This window comes from Dolichospermum circinale AWQC310F (assembly GCF_000426925.1).
In the GTDB taxonomy this organism is placed as follows: Bacteria; Cyanobacteriota; Cyanobacteriia; order Cyanobacteriales; family Nostocaceae; genus Dolichospermum; species Dolichospermum circinale.
Map to the genome: position 1 here is coordinate 1 of NZ_KE384711.1, position 17,117 is coordinate 17,117.

Genomic DNA, 17,117 nt, shown 5'->3' on the forward strand with positions numbered 1-17,117 from the left:
GTAGGACAACCCACCCTGGTCTGTGGTTTTGACTCTAATGCTGTAACTGTTTTTGGCTTCAAAGTCAAAGACAACGTTGGTTTTAAGTTGATTATTGGTAATAGTGAATAAACTATTATCAGTTGCACCTGTTCCTGATACTAAACTATAGGTAAAGGTGTTTACTGTATCTGGGTCTGTAGTGGAAAGATTACCAACCACTGTACCAATGGCTTGGTTTTCGGCAATGTTGCTATTATTTATGGTGATGTTAGTAGGTGCATTGTTGACGTTTCCTACATAGAGAGTAAAGATATCACTAACATTCGCTCCGTCCTTATCTGTAGCAATCACCTTGACATTTAATTGACCTATATTTGCTGTTTTAGGAGTACCAGTAAAGGTTCGAGTTGTAGAGTTAAAATTCAGCCAGTCTGGTAAATTACTACCATCAGCTAAAGTAGCTGAATATTTAATCAAATCAGGAATTACGCCATTATTGAGCAGCGTATTTTCAAATGTACCCGTGACTAATTGATGAAGTTTTGTCGTGGGATGAAAATCGTCCCAGAAAGCGTATTGATTTGGGTCAACTGGATTAGTGGCTGTAATTAGAGGTTGGGTAATATTAGTAAAGTTGTAACTAGCAGGATTAGCCTGAAATGCTGCACTCAAACCAAAGATATCTACTAAAGATAAATCAACATTGAGGACTGGTTCTAAGTTGGTTAAAGCTTGGGTTAAAGCTGCATTAAAGCCAATAGAAATTAATCTGGCATTATCTACATTATTATTAGCAATACTTAAAGGAGTAGCACCCAAATCTGGTAAATTGCCAACAACAATTTCTTTAGCACCTAATTCTGCTAACGTTGTAATCGCACTACTAATATTAGTAACTGCATTAGTTACAGCTTGAGTAGGATCGGTGGCAAGATTCAGAAAATCATTAGCACCAGCCCAGATTACGTACAATCCATCTTTACCCACGGGTGTGGCGGTATTTAAAGTTTTAAATTGCTGAATTTGTGTTAGTAAGCCAGGTACGGTGATTTGCCCAAAAGTGTTGCTTACCCCTGTATTTGCCCCCAAAAAGGCGAAGTTTTCAATTGATTGGTCTGTAAATTGTAAATTTCGTGCCAGGTAATCAATCCAAATTAAGCCATTAGAAAGACGACCTTGATAATTAGGTGGTGGTGGAAAGGTGTTACCTGATGCTTGGTAGGCGTTACCTGTATCTGATAAACTGTCACCAAAGATCACCAGGTTCTTATAAGGATTAACTGCGTCTAGGTCGGAAAAGGCAGTGTAAATGTGAAGGTAGAATTGACCTTAGCATTTTGATCGGCGATCGCACTATTTAAAATCGGCACTCTATTAGGGTTTTTAACTGTAATTGTCATGCTAATGTATGTATAGTTATTAACGTTTTTCGTTAGTAAAATTGGCGAATAGTGATAACTTGAGTGATGATAGAAACGAAACTATTTTACACTATATTGTCTAAAAATAAATATTATCCATGGCAAAAATACTTGCTTGTCTAATTTTCCTTTCTGCCTAGAATATTTGTATCTGTTTTTTGAACATTTAGTTCCCCCAAGCCATGTCCGGTCTGAATTTAGCGATCGCCCGTCTAGTCAATACTGGTACGGATAATTTCGTCATTTGGGTAGTTAAAGCTCCCTATCCCAGTGGCTATGTTCTCCGTGATTGTGTTTTTTCTGCCGAACTTAATCAAGTTTGGCAACAATGGCGACAAATGTTTGCCAGTAATAGTCCCCTAGATATTACCCATGCTTCAACTTTTCCATCAGTTAGCTTACCCCTAGCTGAAATTTCAGCAGTTGAAGGTCAAACTACCAGTCCTTACAGTGTTCGTTTAATGCAATCCTTGGGCATCAAATTATGGCAGTGGGTATTTGATGGAGTGATTCTTAGTAGTTGGGAACGTAGCCGGGGTATGGCTACGGGGCAAAAAAGGCAATTACGCTTTCGTTTGGAAATTCGTGATCCTGAACTAATTGCCTTACCTTGGGAAATTATGCAGCCACAAGCCGGACAACCGGCTATATCTCTAACCCAGGATATTTTATTTAGTCGTACCAGCAATGAAGTTGAACCTTTATCACATTTACGAACTGATAAAGCTTTAAATATTCTGGTTGTGTTAGGACGTGATCATAAATTACAACTAGATCAGGAAGCGTCCTTACTGAAAAAGATCTTATTAGAAGATCGTCCTGTGGGAAAAACCGCCTCAGAATATGCACCTTGTACAATGAAAACACTGATACAACCTACTAGGACAGAGTTAATTCAGGAGTTAGAAACCAAGGCTTATAATGTTTTGTTTTATGCGGGACACGGACTACCAGACCCAGATGGAGGCTTATTATTTTTAGGAACTGGAGACAAAATTAATGGCATAGAATTAGCTCATGTCCTCACTCGTACAGGTGTAAAACTGGGAGTTTTTAACGCTTGTTGGGGAGCGCGACCAGCAGCAATCAATGATCAAGTTATACCTGCGAGTAGTTTAGCAGAGGTGCTGATTCGCCATGGTGTACCTGCTGTATTAGGGATGCTTGATGAAATTACTGATACAGAAAGTCATAGTTTTATTAAAGCTTTTGCGGAAGCACTACGACGGGGCAAATTCATTGATGAAGCAGTAGCAACCGCGAGACAAGAATTATTAACACTGTATAAATTCAATCAACCAGCTTGGACATTACCAGTTCTCTACCTCCATCCTGATTTTGACGGAAAACTGATTAAAAGTGTAGATGAAGGAATTACAGAAATTCCCGATTCTCGCATATATTCACCTGTAAATACAGCTTATATGCGATCGCTCTCACCCGGAGGGAAAACTTGGTTATTAGGACCTGGAGTCACCCGCATTGGCCGCACCAGGGATAATGATATTGTGATCCCGGAAATTTATATTTCTAGACACCACGCGAAAATCTTATGCCGAACTACCCTGAGTGAAAATACATTGAGTACAATTTATTACCTGCAAGATGTATCTACTTATGGAACTACCTGGTATTTAAGCCCCAAGGGTTGGCAACAGATCCTGCGGGAAGAAATACCTTTAACATCAGGAATGCAGTTAATGTTTGGCAGCAATAAGGGTGAAATTTGGGAATTTATTCGTGAATAATATCAATAAATTATTGAATTAATACGAAAACTTAATTCTTGAGGCTGTAGCTATCAACAAGACCGAATGAATAATGACAGGAAAATGAAAAATATTAACGACTTTAATGCTCTCGATTTAGAACTACTAGAAGCACTGCTAGCATCTGAAGATCCTGTTTACCCATGGAATCCGGGTGATGTAGCCTCAGAGGCTTATTTTGATGATTTAGAACAACAGTTTAACTGGCAGGATTTCTCAGAAATAGAACTGATACAAAGTGCAAATAATTTTTATCATAATTTAGATAAAATTTGGGGACAAACTGTGGTTGAAAGTGAAAATATTAGGAATAATACAGTTAATGATCTCCAACAAGCTTTGTCAAATGCTTTTTCGGTGATCCCTGAAGTCTTACTCACAAAGATCGCGCAAAAAGCTACGGTCGTCTTGATGGTGGAAAAATCAGCCAGTGAGAAACTAGTAGAATGTGTACAAACCTTATTACCCAATTGGGACAGAGACGATCTATTAGTTTTAGCCCGTCCTTTTGCTTATTATATGCGAAGTGGTGAACCAGATAAATTGACATCTGTAATCAAAAACTTGGAGAATCGAGATTGGTCTAATTTATCAGAAATAGAACAAGCTAAAATTAGTTTAGCGATCGCTAATTATGCTCTAGAATATCTTTCAAAATCTAACCCTAGACCCTGATTTTACCCTCCATAGTTTATTTTGGATCAAGAAAGCGGGTAGCAAAGTTTTGTGATCTGGTTGGTGATAATACTCGTGCCTTGAGAATAGCAGCCATTAAAAAAGCATAAGATAAAACACCAACTACTACCAACAAAAAAGCATTAATAGAACCTGTAGCATTCCATAAAGCGTGAAGTCCAGAGGCACTCAAATAACCTACTGAGAGAATTTGCTTTCCTCTCAGGGGTTTTAACACAGCCAAACCAATAAAATAGCCTAAATAGCCGCTGTAAGCCATGTGTCCAGCCACAGATCCTAAAATGCGGGGAATTAGTAGCTGTAAACCCACCAACTGACCAGAATTTTCCGAAATTAAGGGTACATATTGACCAAGAGTTTCCAGTAAAGTAAAACCCACAGCAGAAGCCGTACCCAAGAGAATACCATCTAGAGGTTCCCAAACCCCAATTCGTTCTCGCCAGGGTGACGGTAATAATTTTCCGATCAGATATGCTACTAATACTGGTAATATTTTTAGCAACTCCTCCATTAATCCCGCCCCAAAAAACATCCGTACTAGTAATTCGGTAAAGGTAATCTCATTTTGAGATCCAGGGTTCAAAGAGCCAGGTAAGATATCCCGGAACACTTTAATGAATAAATCTAACAGAGGACTGAGTAAAATTAACATTGTACTCAATGCTACAGCCATAAGTACCCACCAAGGTTTAGGTTTACCACAAAGTTGATAAACAAAGTAGTAAGCCGCAAAAGCGATATAAGATCCTACAATTACTTGATTGGCTTGGGGATGACCTACGGTAGCAAACATCAGCACGACAAAAAATACCGTCAAGATTCCTGGTATTAAGTAAGCTTTCCGGGTTAAATCCTTACCAGTGGAAATAATCGGAAATAATTGTGTAAAGCTGACAGAATCTTGCTTGAAAGAGGAATTGTGTTTATTAACAGAGGATAATACTGTAGCTTTATTCAGGTCTATCATCTTTGGTGGAGGAGTAATCTCATACTCAAAGATAAATTGTGGTCCATCAGTACCCAGAGAAATGCGATCGCCCATAAGTAATTCTTGACATCCTTCTAAGTGTTCTCCGTTGACAAAAGTCCCATTGGCGCTATTCAAATCGCAAATTATCCACTTATAATAGCCATTCCTTTGTTCAACACTGGAAACTACCGCATGACGACGAGATACCATCCGGTATATCATGGCATCCAAGACAATTTGGCAGCTAGGGTCACGCCCAATTACCATTTCTTTGCCAGTAAGCAACCAGTAGCGAGATACTGACTCTGAAACTTCAACCGATAGCTCGCGTGGCGCAGTCGTTTTCGCCACCAGCCGCAGAAATGCATTCTGTGGGCAACCACGGGGGGTTGCCCCTACTTTTTTGCCTGTCATCTAGTTAGTGAGGGTGTCTAAACAGATTCTCTAGCTTTATGGGAGCGTGGCTGAGGGCTAAAGCAATGCTAGGCGTTTTCTATTTTGTACTTTAGCTCTACAGCTGCACCATTGCTAAATAAATATACTATAGCTTCACTAACCTTCCCTTTGTTTCCACTCAAAATACAAAATCAAAACAGAATTTACACAAGAATATGCAAATAGGTGATAGTAAAAAATTGCATAAGCCAGGATGTCAGATCCCCGACTACTAGCCTAAGGAGTATTCTAGAATAGTCCTGATTTAATTTTCCTTTCTAGAATTACTACTCCGAATTATCAAATAACTAATTGATAAGGAAAGAATAGCAATACCTAAGCCAATAATTTCTATACCCTCAGTAGCTTTCAAATCAAGAATAATAATTTTTCGAGCAATAGCAATTAAAGAAGTAACAATCACTAACTCGACTTGTAAAACCTGCTTTTTCAGATAAGCCGTGATATTTTCTAATATTTCTAAAGCAATTAAGACATTCAGGAATAAGCCAAAAATCTTAAATAATGTTTGACTAAAATGATTTTCTCCTAAAGAAAATATTTCCTTAAAAATAAAGATTCCCAAGTCAAAAAGTGTAGCAAATATTACTATTATCATCAATAAAGATAGGATTTTTGAAACTATTACCTCGACAGTTTCAATTATGTGCATGAAATTTTTATCGCTGGCAAGTCCTAGAAAATCCTTAATTAACTTTCTCATTGGGCGCTCCTTGTTGAAAATTAGGAAGAAAATATCAAACAAAAATCCCCTAGATTTATCTATGGGATAAACAATTAAAAATTAAAAATTCACCAATTAAAAGTTTTTGAAGTTTCTTAATTTTAAACTAGTGGGAAACTTTTCTGTTTTCCAGAATATTTAAAAACATAATCATAACGATTGATAATCGCCTAGGAGTTAAATTAGTTATCAGTTAAATTAGTGTATGGATAAGAGCTTACCATGGGGGCGATTGAAGTTGATAACTTTTAACATTAGATTTTACAGCAATGGGGATTAATTGCACAGCACAGGCCTTTAATTCTGGTTGCAGGGAATCAGGACAGGCTTCTGAATGAGTAAGCGTATTAGCTTCAGCGTTATCAGCCCACAGTTTACCCCAGTGCATAGGGACAAAGACAGTACCGGGAGAAATAGCTTTTGTAATTTTAGCAGGGAACTTAGTTGTACCACGACGCGATCGCACTTCTAACCACTGATTATCAATAATACCTAAACCAGCAGCATCACGGGGATGAATTTCGATAAATGGTTGGGGGTGTAGTTTGCGAATTTTCTCAATTCTGCCAGTGCGTGTTTGTGTGTGCCAATGACCGTATAATCTACCAGTAGTTAATATAAAAGGATAGTTAGGATCAGGTGGTTCAGCGAGTCCTTGAGAATAATACGCACCAAACCTAGCGCGTCCGTCAGGGGTATGAAAACGTAAATTAGTATATAGACGTTTAGTTTCTGAATTACTACCCCGTGAATAAGGCCAATGAGTTGGACCTTGTGCAGCTAAAAACCCATGACTTAAACCCGACATATCACAAGGACGCTGACGAGTTAACTGGACAAATTCTTGATAAACTTCCGCCGAATTTTGGAAATTAAACTTATCAGCAAAACCTAATCTTTTTCCCACTTCTGCAAAAATTTCCCAATCAGCTTTTGCTTCCCTGGGTGGTTCACGAAAAGCCGAACATAGAGTTACCCTTCTTTCCGAATTAGTCATAACTCCAGTTTTTTCACCCCACTGGGACGCAGGTAATAAAACATGAGCATAAGCTGATGTTTCTGTTGGGTAATAAGCATCTTGATAGATAGTAAAAGGAGATTTTAATAAAGCTTTTTTAGTGCGTTCTAAATCTGGCATACTCACAGCAGGATTAGTCGCAGCAATCCACAATAAACCCACATTTCCAGTTTCCAAACCAGTGATCATTTCCCAAGCAGTCAAACCCGGAACAGGGGAAATTTGACCCGTTTTTAAACCCCAAAAAGCCTCAACTTCTGCGCGGTGCTGTGGATTTTTTACTAACCGATAACCGGGTAATAAATGTGATAAACCTCCCGCTTCTCTACCACCCATAGCATTAGGTTGACCAGTCAAAGAAAAGGGACCAGCACCAGGTTTACCGATTTGTCCGGTCATCAAATGTAAATTAATAATAGTTCTAACTTTAGCCGTACCTTCTGAAGATTGATTAACACCCATTGACCATAAAGAAAGTACAGATTTTGATTTACCCCAATATTTAGCAGCAGTTTCTAAATCTTCAACACTAATACTACAACGACTAGCGACAACCTCCGGTGAATAATGGCGAATTACTTCCGCATAAGCCGGAAAATTGTTAGTACAATCATCAATAAAAACCGTATCTATATAATTCCATTTCATTAATAAATAGGCAATACCATTTAATAAATCAATATCTGTACCTGGACGAATAGCTAAATGTAAATCGGCTGTTTCTGCGGTAGGAGTGCGCCGAGGATCAACCACAATTATTTTAACACGACGATTTTTTTTATGATATTTTTCCAAGCGATTAAAAATAATTGGATGACATTCCGCCGTATTTGTACCAATTAAAAAAGCACAATCAGTTAATTCCAAATCATCGTAACAACAAGGAGGACCATCAGAACCAAAACTTTGAATGTACCCAGATACCGCACTAGACATACACAACCGGGAATTAGCATCGAAATTATTAGTTCCTAAACAACCTTTGAGTAACTTTTGAGCAATATAATAATCTTCAGTTTGGAATTGTCCAGAACCGTACATACAGATAGAATCTGTGGCTTGATTTAATCGCAATGTTTGAATCCGTTGGGTAATAATATCAAAAGCTTCATTCCAACTTACACGCCGAAATTCTTCATTTAAAGCATCGCGTACCATAGGATGATACAATCTATTTTTATCCAAAGATTCAGCAATAGTTGCACCTTTAACACATACCATTCCTTGACTGGAAGGATGGGTTTTATCACCTCTAACTCGCCAAATTGGAATTCCTTGATCATCTCGATTTGTGGCTTTTCCATGTTGGGCTGGTGGAGAAACTTCTAAACCGCAACCGACACCGCAATAAGGACAAAGTGTTTTAGTAAATTCATTCATGATTTTAGGATTTTTTATTGCAGGCTCAAGACGCAGAGACGCAGAGTTTATGTTCTTACCTTTGCGCCTCTGTGTGAGATATTTATTCTTCTGCTATTAAAATTGGTTGATGATTAATTATTTCTGCTTCATTTTCATTATCAGATGCAAATGAATTTTTTGGCTCTTTGAGGAAGAATCCACACATAAAGGCGCAAATCATGGCGGCTATTCCCATTGTGGCAAATAGGGTTGATGGGTCTGTTAAGCTGTAGATTGTTAGATAAACTACGCCACCAAAGTTACCGTAAGCACCAACGTTTCCGGCTATTTGTCCGGTTACTTCTTTTTTGATTAATGGGACTATTCCATAGGTTGCACCACAACCAGCTTGAGCAAAGTAAGCAGCAAACATTGTGACTGCAATTGCGAGGGGAATAGGCCAATCTTTGTTGATGAAATGTGCCATTAAGTAACCAATTGCAATCCCAGCGGAAATAATGGTCATTGTCCATTTACGCGAACCTAATTTATCAGAAATTAAACCGCCACTGGGACGAGAAAATAAGTTAAGAAACGGATAAATAGATGCAATCATTGCAGCAAGAACGTGTTCTAAGCCAAAGGTTTTTTCAAAGAATGCAGGTAGCATGGAAACCGCTGCTAGTTCTGAACCAAAGTTGGTAATGTAGGTAAATTCTAATAATGCTACTTGTCCAAATTGATAACGTTGATTTGCTGGGTAGGTTTTTTGTCCCGTTAATAATTCTTGATTGACTTGATATGCTTGGTAAGTTTGATAAGCAAATAATCCTGCTAAGAAAATCCAAACTATATACATTTGGCTGAGTGTGAGAAAATGAATTTTCTTTTGTTCTAAGCGCCAAGCTAATAAACCCAAGGCGAATATTAAACCAAAATTAGAAACAATCATCGCCCAAAAACTTTTGATGGAAGTTACTTCTAATGAGCCATGTTTCTTGGGTTTCTGATAAACTTTACCATGGGGTGTATCTTGCACGCTTTGATAATAGAATAATCCGTAAATTGCGGTAATAATTCCTGTTGATGCTATCGTTAAACGCCAATTAGATAAACCACCATCTAAAAAGCTAGTTGCAATTGCAATTGTTGGTAATGCAAATTCTGATCCAAATGCTCCAAAGTTACCCCAACCACCATAAATACCTTGAGCAATTCCCATTTCTTTCGGAGGAAACCACTCGGCTACCATGCGAATACCAACGACAAACCCACAACCAACTATCCCCATTAATAAACGACTAATTACTAATTGGTTGAAGTCTTGGGCTAATGCTGTTGCTAAACAGGGAATAACGGCAAAAATTAATAATAGGGAATAGGTAATTCTTGGACCAAATTTATCCAATAACATCCCAATAATAATCCGCGCAGGAATTGTTAATGCTAGGTTACAAATTCCTAAGGTTTTAATTTGTTCTGGTGCTAAATTTAATTCTTTACCAATTGTGGTTGCGAAGGGTGCAAAGTTAAACCAACAAACAAATGTTAAGAAAAATGCAAACCATGTCTGATGTAAAATTCGATAACGTCCCTGAAGCGAAAATAGTCCTTTTAGCATTTTCTTTGCTCACAAAATAATTGAAATATTGGTTATGAAAATTCACTGACAATGATTAAATTGCCAAAATTGATGATTTATCAACCACTGATAAAGCCAGATGATTTAATATCTAGTTTATGAGGTTAATTTTTGGTTTTAAGCTATTGCTGGTTCTCGTAATTTTGCCCCAAATTGAGTAATTAGTATTTCTCTTAATATGGGTTGTAAGTCTTCGCAAGGAATACCCTTTTTCACACAAGTTCCTAAATGTGCATCTTTCCCCACTGTTCCACCCATATAAATATCCACACCTTCTAACATTTGCCCATTTTTACGGACTTTAGTTCCCATGAGGCCAATATCTGCTACTTGGGGTTGTCCACAGGAATTTGGGCATCCTGTCCAATGAATTCGCACCAGACGTGATAAAGTTAATTCAGATTCCAATGATTTAATCATTTCTAAGGCGCGATTTTTAGTTTCTATTAAGGCAAAATTACAAAATTGTGCGCCGGTACATGATACCAATGATCCCATTAATAAACCAGGATTAACTGCAAATTTCTCTAATATCCCTTCTGTGAAAAATGTTGTTAAACTACTATCGGGAATATTAGGAATAATGATATTTTGTTCGACGGTAAACCGGATTTCTCCACTTCCGTAAACTTCCGCTAACCGCGCAATTTCCAACATATCATGAGCAGATAATCTTCCCACGGGAATATTTAAACCTGCGTAGTTAAATCCCGCTTGCTTTTGTTTATATATGCCTAGATGATCCCGTTTTTCCCAGTCAATTTCATCTTTCGCTGCTGCGGGTAATAATGATTTACCAAAACGCTTTTCTACTTCAGTGCGGAATTTTTCTATACCCCACTCATCGAGTAGCCAAATCAACCGGGCTTTTTGTCTGTTTGCGCGTAAACCATGATCTCGAAATATCTCGACAATGACTTTGGATAATGATACAACATCAGCCGGTAATACCCAAACATTTAGAGGAATAGCGGTTTCACAACGTTTTGCGGAAAATAAACCACCGACAATGACGTTAAAGCCAAAGACTGGTATTTGCTCTTGATTTGTCAAAAAAGCGGGAATAAAGGCTAAATCGTTAATTTCTGCATGAACTGAATTATCTCTTCCCCCAGTAATTGCAATGTTAAATTTCCGAGGAAGATTACTAAATTCTGGATTACCTTCACCGTTGTTAGTCAGCATATCCTGGATTTGCTGGACTAATTCTCTGGTATCATATAATTCATTTATGTCTAAACCAGCTACAGAATCACCTGTAATATTACGGATATTATCCATTCCAGATTGGATAGTAGTCAATCCGACTTTGTTAAATTTATTAAAGATATCTGGAATATCTTGAATTTTTATGCCGCGTAGTTGTATATTCTGTCTAGTGGTAATGTCAGCGCTGCCGTCGTCACCGTAACGCTGTACTACCTCTGCTAAAACCGATAATTGATTGCTAGTGAGAATACCATTAGGTATCCGCATTCGCATCATAAATTTACCGGGGGTCACTGGACGGAAGAATACACCTAACCATTTTAGGCGGTGGTTAAGGTCATTTTCGTCCATTGCTTCCCAACCGATTTGGGCGAACTGCTCTATTTCGTTCTTAACCGCGAGTCCGTCTTTTTCGGCTTTGAATTTCTCGAATTTATTCAGTTTTTCTGTGGTAGCTGCTGTATCTATCATAGTCTTTTCTTGGCAGACAGGACTTAATTAACTGTGTACCCTTTCATCACTTCTGTATTTACCACTTTGGGGAAATAACTGATAGTAGTTTCCTGGTTTGTGTTTGTAACAGTTGCGATATTGATAACTTAGTGCGATTTTTTAGAATAATTCGTATACTAGGTTACTAAAATCAAGTTTTTTTGCAAAAAACGGATATAGTAGTTGCTTTAATTGCATGGAGTAGAAGTGTGTTTTTCTAGATGAGCTTGTATAAATTTCTACGATTTTGTGTATGATGATGAAAATTTATCTCATGTATAAATGCTTCTAAAAAAGGAAATAAAAGCTTTAAGGTTGTTTGATTGGACTAAGCTGTTACGCGGCTAAATTGTATAACCTAAATATTTTTAGGTATTGTGGCATAGACATCTTGCTTATCCACTTTATACAAGTTAAATGCACAACAGCTTAAGATATTAAAATGCAAAACTGGGATTACTTTGGCGGTATTACAGCAGTTCCCGGTATTATGAAGTACAGACATTAAGGAAAGCTAAACTTGCTGTAATAGCTGTAATATATTAACTGGTGATAAATGAGGTATTATTAAAAGCAATTATGAAACGTCGTGACTTTATCAACTGGGTGGGGTTGGGTTTTTTAGCTAGTTCCCTACCTGTAGCAATTGCGGCTTGTTCTCCTGAAACAACCGCAGCACCTAGTTCTACATCTAATACTGCTACAAAAGGCTGGCAAAAGGTGGGTACTGTGGCACAATTAGACAAAACTGGTCAATTATTGGCGGAAAATTCGCCAATTGGTGCAGTATTGGTGGTGGGAACATCGAAAGATGTTAAAAGTTTAATCGCTGTTAATCCTACTTGTTCTCATGAAGGTTGTACCATTGACTGGAAAGCAAAAGAAAATAAATTTGTCTGTCCCTGCCATGGTGCAGAGTTTGCTCGTGATGGTAAACTCAAACGGAGTCCTGCTAAAAAGCCCCTGAAAACTTACCAAACAAAGATCGAAGCTGGTTCTGTGTTCGTGAAAACAGTTTAAGATGTTCAGAAACCCTCCAGGGTTTCTGACGGAAACCCTTTTTCAATAATCTCTCTCTATCAGAGTAACTGATCACTTATTAGCTAGTATTTCCACTAATTTATTTGTATTCAGTAAATACTGAATTAAAAATTAGTTAAATTAAAATTATACGGAAAATTAGTGAAGTCCGTTAAATTTATCATGTATCATCAGGCTAAATCAAAATGCGTTTAGAGCAGTTGCAAGCCTTTTTGGCGATTGCACAAACTGGCAGTTTTCAACAAGCTGCAAAACAATGTGGTGTTACCCAATCTACCATTAGTAGACAAATTCAGGGACTAGAGGCAAATTTGGGGGTAGAACTGTTTCACCGCAGTACCCATGCTAAATTAACTTTAGGCGGTGAACGCTTACTCCCTCGTGTCCAGAAAATTTGTCAAGAATGGGAATCTGCTACACAAGAGTTAACGGACTTAATGGGAGGAAAGCAACCAGAATTATGTATTGCAGTCATTCATTCTGTTTGTGCTTCTTATCTACCACCAGTGTTACAAAAATTTTGCCATGATTACCCAGAGGTACAATTGCGGGTAACTTCCTTAGGAAGCGATCGCTCGCTGAAAGTTCTCAAAGATGGTTTAGTAGATTTAGCTATTGTTATGCACAATCGCTTTTTAATTACAGGCAAGGAAATGGTGGTAGAAGTGCTATACGATGAACCAATAGAGGTTTTAGTCGCAGCTAATCATCCCCTATCTGAATATGAATCTATCCCTTGGTTAGAATTAGTTCGCTATCGTCAAGTAGTATTTAAAGAAGGTTATGGGATGCAGCGTCTCATTCAGGATAAATTTGAAAGTAAGTCAACCAAACTCAGCGCGGCTTTAGAAGTAAATACCTTAGAGGCCTTTCGGGGAGTAGTTCGTCAAGGAGAACTGATTGCTTTACTTCCCCAGTCAGCATTAATAGAATCTAGAAATGATCCTACCCTTGCGGTTCGTCCCCTAGCCGAAAATAGCAATTTAGCCGATAATTCTGGTTTGACTCGTCGGGTAGTAATGGTAACCACTCACGACCGTCTCCAGATTCCTCCCATACAACACTTTTGGCAACTTGTCAAGAATAATATTCCCGCAATGACAACTGACTAATGACTAAATTTAGAGAATTTATCCAGAAAATAGGTAGCGGAAATCACACATCAGAAAATTTAACCCGTGATGAAGCGGCTACTGCTACAAGAATGATGTTATTAAATGAAGCTACACCTGTACAAGTTGGTGCATTTTTAATTGCTCACCGCATTAAACGTCCCACGGGAGCAGAATTAGCAGGGATGTTAGACGCTTACTATGAACTCGGTCCGAAGTTGCAACCAATAGGACGACCTGTAATTATTTTAGGTATACCCTATGATGGCAGAACTCGCACTGCACCGATTAATGTGATTACGGCTTTACTATTAGCTGCTGCGGGACAACCTGTAATTATGCACGGAGGAGATCGTTTACCAACAAAATACGGTCTACCTTTAATCGAAATTTGGCAAGGTTTAGGAATAGATTGGACTAGTTTAACACTAGAACAAACCCAGCAGGTCTTTGAAGCCACAGGAATTGGCTTTGTTTACACCCCAAAGCATTTTCCCCTCAATCAAATTTTGTGGTCATATCGTGAGCAATTGGGTAAACGTCCACCATTAGCAACCATGGAGTTAATTTGGTGTCCCTACGCTGGTGATGCTCACATTATTGCTGGTTTTGTTCATCCCCCTACAGAAGCAATGTTTCAAGTGGCTTTAGGGTTACGTGGGGTGAGGGAATATACTTTTATTAAAGGTTTGGAGGGTAGTTGTGATTTACCACGCGATCGCACAGCCATTATTAGCTTATCTTCATTAAATCCAGATGAATTAACTCGGTTACAACTCGTACCCCGTGAATATGGTTTTATAACTAAAAATGTGCCTCTAACTACTACAGCAGAACTAATCAATGATTTGCAAGGAGTTTTGACGGGAAACGCCAGCGAACTGCTGCAAACAGCTTTATGGAATGGTGGTTTTTATTTGTGGCGTAGTGGTATTTCTCCAGATATGCAAGCGGGTATAGACAAAGCTGCTGCATTAATCAGCAGTGGTTTAGTCAAGGCTAAACTTGACGAAATCAGTACGGTGATGTCTGACAGCGAAGCGTGGTGTTAGCCATATCAGGATATCCAGGATCAAAGGATGTATAAGATGAAGATGGGGATTTTCTGATTATGTCAATGATTTAAAATGGTGCGTTACTATATTATATAGCGAACTGCTTGCAGCAGCGCTTCGCTATGGCTATGCTACACTCAAATTCTTTACCACTGGTGCGTTACTAATTGCTAACACACCCTACCTTTAAATAATTTAAGATAGTTCTTGCTCGTCAATATAAGTATAACATATTTAAAATCCTTTGTCAACACCTGAAAATAAAATTTTTCGCGGTTTTTTTGCGTTAATTGTTGTTTTGTGGGGTGATGTCAGAATCAGGATGTCCAGGATGAAAGGATGTACAGGATGAAGATGGGGATTTTACAGCAGTTTCCAATATTCACAAAGTAAAGTATAGATATTAATAATAAAACTCTTGTGGTGCGGGCATACTTCGACTAAGCTCAGTACAAGTCTTGCCTGCACAAGGTGAACTTGCTGCCCATTTATAGCGAACTGCTTGCAGCAGCGCTTCGCTATCGCTATTCTACACCCAAACTCTCTACCAATGGTGCGTTACGCTGTCGCTAACACACCCTACTAAGTAATTTAATATAGTTCTTCCTTGTCAATATGACAATAACATTTTTAAAATCCTCTGTCAACACCTGAAAATAAAATTTTTCGCGGTTTTTTTGCGTTTTGTGATAATTGTCGGTTGGGTTAAGCAACAGCGTCACCCAACAAAGTCCCGAAGTTATTGGGTTGAGAAAACCCAACAAAGTTATTAACTAAATAGGAAAGTACCTCCGAACAGGTTTACATTCGCATTGGTGCTATTAAATCCAGATGTACCGTATAAGGTAACTAATAATTGACCAGTACCAAAACGAGCATTACCACTAATACCATCCCCAACTCGCACTAATGTAGAAGTACCTGATGTAATGACATCAAAATTGGCAATACCTGTAAAGTTCAGTCTATCGCCACCAGCACCGCGCACAAATTGGTAAACTGTATCTGTACCATGACCAAGAACGTAGTTAACGTTATCTACAGCAGTATCATTACCTAAGTACAGGCTGTCGTTACCTTTACCACCAGATAAATTATCAATACCAGAACCACCTTTAATCCAATCATTACCATCAGTACCAGTAAAATTGACGTTACCTGTAAAGCTACTTAAATCAAAGCGTTCAAATCCTAATACTGTTGTTCCGGGAATATTGCCAATTTGATTAGTGGTGTTGTTAGCATTAATTGTCAGACTATTAGCACTTGTTCCCCCGGTAATAATCAGGGTATCTGTGCCAAGACCACCATTGATGTTGTCATTTTGTTGTAAGTTGGTAAAGACGCTGGTAATTGTGTCATTTCCTGCAACTGCATCAATGATATCTTTGTCGTTGGTGGTGGTGATGTTATTTGTATTTGCTGTACCAGTGATTGTATTGTCTGTTAGGTTGCTGATATTTATAGTCAATTGTTTTTGATAGGTTAAACCACCCTGGTCTCTGGTTTGAACGCGAATACTGTAACTGTTTTTGGTTTCAAAGTCAAAGACAGAGTTGGTTTTAAGTTGATTATTGGTAATAGTGAATAAACTATTATCCGTTGCACCTGTTCCGGTGACTAAACGATAGGTAAAGGTGTTTGCTGTATCTGGGTCTGTGGTGGTGAGATTACCAATCACTGTACCAAGAACCTTGTTTTCCGCAACAGCACTATTAGAGAGAGTGAGGTTGGTAGGAGTTTCGTTAACGTTGCTGACTCCAATAGTTAATTGTTTTTCAAAAAATAACCCACCTTGGTCTGTGGTTCTAACTCTAATGCTGTAACTGTTTTTGGTTTCAAAGTCAAAGACAGCGTTGGTTTTAAGTTGATTATTGGTAATGGTGAATAAACTATTATCAGTTGCACCACCTCCTGATACTAAACTATAAGTAAAGGTGTTTGCTGTATCTGGGTCTGTGGTGGAAAGATTACCAATTACTGTACCAACAGTCTTGTTTTCCGCAACTGTGCTGGTGGATAGTGTTAAGTTGGTAGGGGTTTCGTTAACGTTGCTGACTCCAATGGTTAATTGTTTCTCGAAGGATAACCCACCTTGGTCTGTGGTTTTGATTCGAATCCTGTAACTGTTTTTGGCTTCAAAGTTAAATACAGAGTTGGTTTTAAGTTGATTATTGGTAATAGTGAAT

Annotated in this window: 12 protein-coding genes; 5 read left to right on the forward strand and 7 right to left on the reverse strand. The window is 38.3% G+C overall.

Annotation, left to right across the window (positions count from 1 at the left end; genetic code table 11):
- The coding region (locus ACIR310F_RS27090; protein ID WP_051289734.1) for an SGNH/GDSL hydrolase family protein at positions 1 to 1,242 on the reverse strand (1,242 nt) is incomplete at its 3' end.
- A 343-nt stretch (positions 1,243 to 1,585) separates the two neighbouring features.
- Between ACIR310F_RS27090 and ACIR310F_RS0118225 the strand changes: the two genes are divergently transcribed.
- Complete coding sequence (locus ACIR310F_RS0118225) at positions 1,586 to 3,151, forward strand: CHAT domain-containing protein (RefSeq protein ID WP_028085066.1); 1,566 nt, start codon at positions 1,586 to 1,588, stop codon at positions 3,149 to 3,151.
- A gap of 66 nt (positions 3,152 to 3,217) precedes the next feature.
- Positions 3,218 to 3,847 carry a hypothetical protein gene (locus ACIR310F_RS0118230; RefSeq protein ID WP_028085067.1) on the forward strand — a complete coding sequence of 210 codons (630 nt, stop codon included), beginning with the start codon at positions 3,218 to 3,220 and terminating at the stop codon, positions 3,845 to 3,847.
- 16 nt (positions 3,848 to 3,863) lie between these two features.
- On the opposite strand, the gene ACIR310F_RS0118235 is transcribed toward ACIR310F_RS0118230, so the two are convergent.
- The 5 genes from ACIR310F_RS0118235 to ACIR310F_RS0118255 all read right to left on the reverse strand — a co-directional run bounded on the left by ACIR310F_RS0118235 (position 3,864) and on the right by ACIR310F_RS0118255 (position 11,699).
- Positions 3,864 to 5,252, reverse strand: a complete 1,389-nt coding sequence (locus ACIR310F_RS0118235) for a PrsW family glutamic-type intramembrane protease (protein WP_035368429.1) — start codon at positions 5,250 to 5,252, stop codon at positions 3,864 to 3,866.
- 286 nt (positions 5,253 to 5,538) lie between these two features.
- Complete coding sequence (locus tag ACIR310F_RS0118240; protein WP_028085069.1) at positions 5,539 to 5,997, reverse strand: phosphate-starvation-inducible PsiE family protein; 459 nt, start codon at positions 5,995 to 5,997, stop codon at positions 5,539 to 5,541.
- A 238-nt stretch (positions 5,998 to 6,235) separates the two neighbouring features.
- On the reverse strand, positions 6,236 to 8,416 hold the full coding sequence (locus ACIR310F_RS0118245; RefSeq protein ID WP_035368431.1) for a molybdopterin oxidoreductase family protein: 2,181 nt from the start codon (positions 8,414 to 8,416) through the stop codon (positions 6,236 to 6,238).
- Between the two features lie 82 nt (positions 8,417 to 8,498).
- Complete coding sequence (locus tag ACIR310F_RS0118250) at positions 8,499 to 9,998, reverse strand: NarK family nitrate/nitrite MFS transporter (RefSeq protein ID WP_028085071.1); 1,500 nt, start codon at positions 9,996 to 9,998, stop codon at positions 8,499 to 8,501.
- A 138-nt stretch (positions 9,999 to 10,136) separates the two neighbouring features.
- Positions 10,137 to 11,699, reverse strand: coding sequence for a ferredoxin--nitrite reductase (locus ACIR310F_RS0118255; protein WP_028085072.1), 1,563 nt, complete (start codon positions 11,697 to 11,699; stop codon positions 10,137 to 10,139).
- Between the two features lie 600 nt (positions 11,700 to 12,299).
- On the opposite strand from ACIR310F_RS0118255, the gene ACIR310F_RS0118260 reads away from it, so the two are divergent.
- The 3 genes from ACIR310F_RS0118260 (at position 12,300) to ACIR310F_RS0118270 (ending at position 14,925) form a co-directional block, all read left to right on the forward strand.
- Positions 12,300 to 12,740, forward strand: a complete 441-nt coding sequence (locus tag ACIR310F_RS0118260; RefSeq protein WP_028085073.1) for a QcrA and Rieske domain-containing protein — start codon at positions 12,300 to 12,302, stop codon at positions 12,738 to 12,740.
- 206 nt (positions 12,741 to 12,946) lie between these two features.
- Entirely contained in the window at positions 12,947 to 13,873 is a 927-nt protein-coding gene (locus ACIR310F_RS0118265) for a LysR family transcriptional regulator (RefSeq protein WP_028085074.1), read from the forward strand.
- The gene (locus ACIR310F_RS0118270) at positions 13,873 to 14,925 is read left to right on the forward strand and encodes an anthranilate phosphoribosyltransferase family protein (protein ID WP_028085075.1); all 1,053 of its coding nucleotides are present in this window, start codon (positions 13,873 to 13,875) and stop codon (positions 14,923 to 14,925) included. Before ACIR310F_RS0118265 ends, ACIR310F_RS0118270 begins: the two co-directional genes overlap by 1 nt.
- A 772-nt stretch (positions 14,926 to 15,697) precedes the next feature.
- On the opposite strand, the gene ACIR310F_RS24965 is transcribed toward ACIR310F_RS0118270, so the two are convergent.
- A partial coding sequence (locus ACIR310F_RS24965; protein ID WP_196803240.1) for a cadherin repeat domain-containing protein occupies positions 15,698 to 17,117 on the reverse strand: 1,420 nt, incomplete at its 5' end.

Coding starts and splice junctions, on each gene's coding strand:
- ACIR310F_RS0118260 (WP_028085073.1), top strand. CDS start 12,300: ATGAAACGTCGTGACTTTATCAACTGGGTGGGGTTGGGTTTTTTAGCT.
- ACIR310F_RS0118240 (WP_028085069.1), bottom strand. CDS start 5,997: ATGAGAAAGTTAATTAAGGATTTTCTAGGACTTGCCAGCGATAAAAAT.
- ACIR310F_RS0118270 (WP_028085075.1), top strand. CDS start 13,873: ATGACTAAATTTAGAGAATTTATCCAGAAAATAGGTAGCGGAAATCAC.
- ACIR310F_RS0118225 (WP_028085066.1), top strand. CDS start 1,586: ATGTCCGGTCTGAATTTAGCGATCGCCCGTCTAGTCAATACTGGTACG.
- ACIR310F_RS0118255 (WP_028085072.1), bottom strand. CDS start 11,699: ATGATAGATACAGCAGCTACCACAGAAAAACTGAATAAATTCGAGAAA.
- ACIR310F_RS0118245 (WP_035368431.1), bottom strand. CDS start 8,416: ATGAATGAATTTACTAAAACACTTTGTCCTTATTGCGGTGTCGGTTGC.
- ACIR310F_RS0118230 (WP_028085067.1), top strand. CDS start 3,218: ATGAATAATGACAGGAAAATGAAAAATATTAACGACTTTAATGCTCTC.
- ACIR310F_RS0118250 (WP_028085071.1), bottom strand. CDS start 9,998: ATGCTAAAAGGACTATTTTCGCTTCAGGGACGTTATCGAATTTTACAT.
- ACIR310F_RS0118235 (WP_035368429.1), bottom strand. CDS start 5,252: ATGACAGGCAAAAAAGTAGGGGCAACCCCCCGTGGTTGCCCACAGAAT.
- ACIR310F_RS0118265 (WP_028085074.1), top strand. CDS start 12,947: ATGCGTTTAGAGCAGTTGCAAGCCTTTTTGGCGATTGCACAAACTGGC.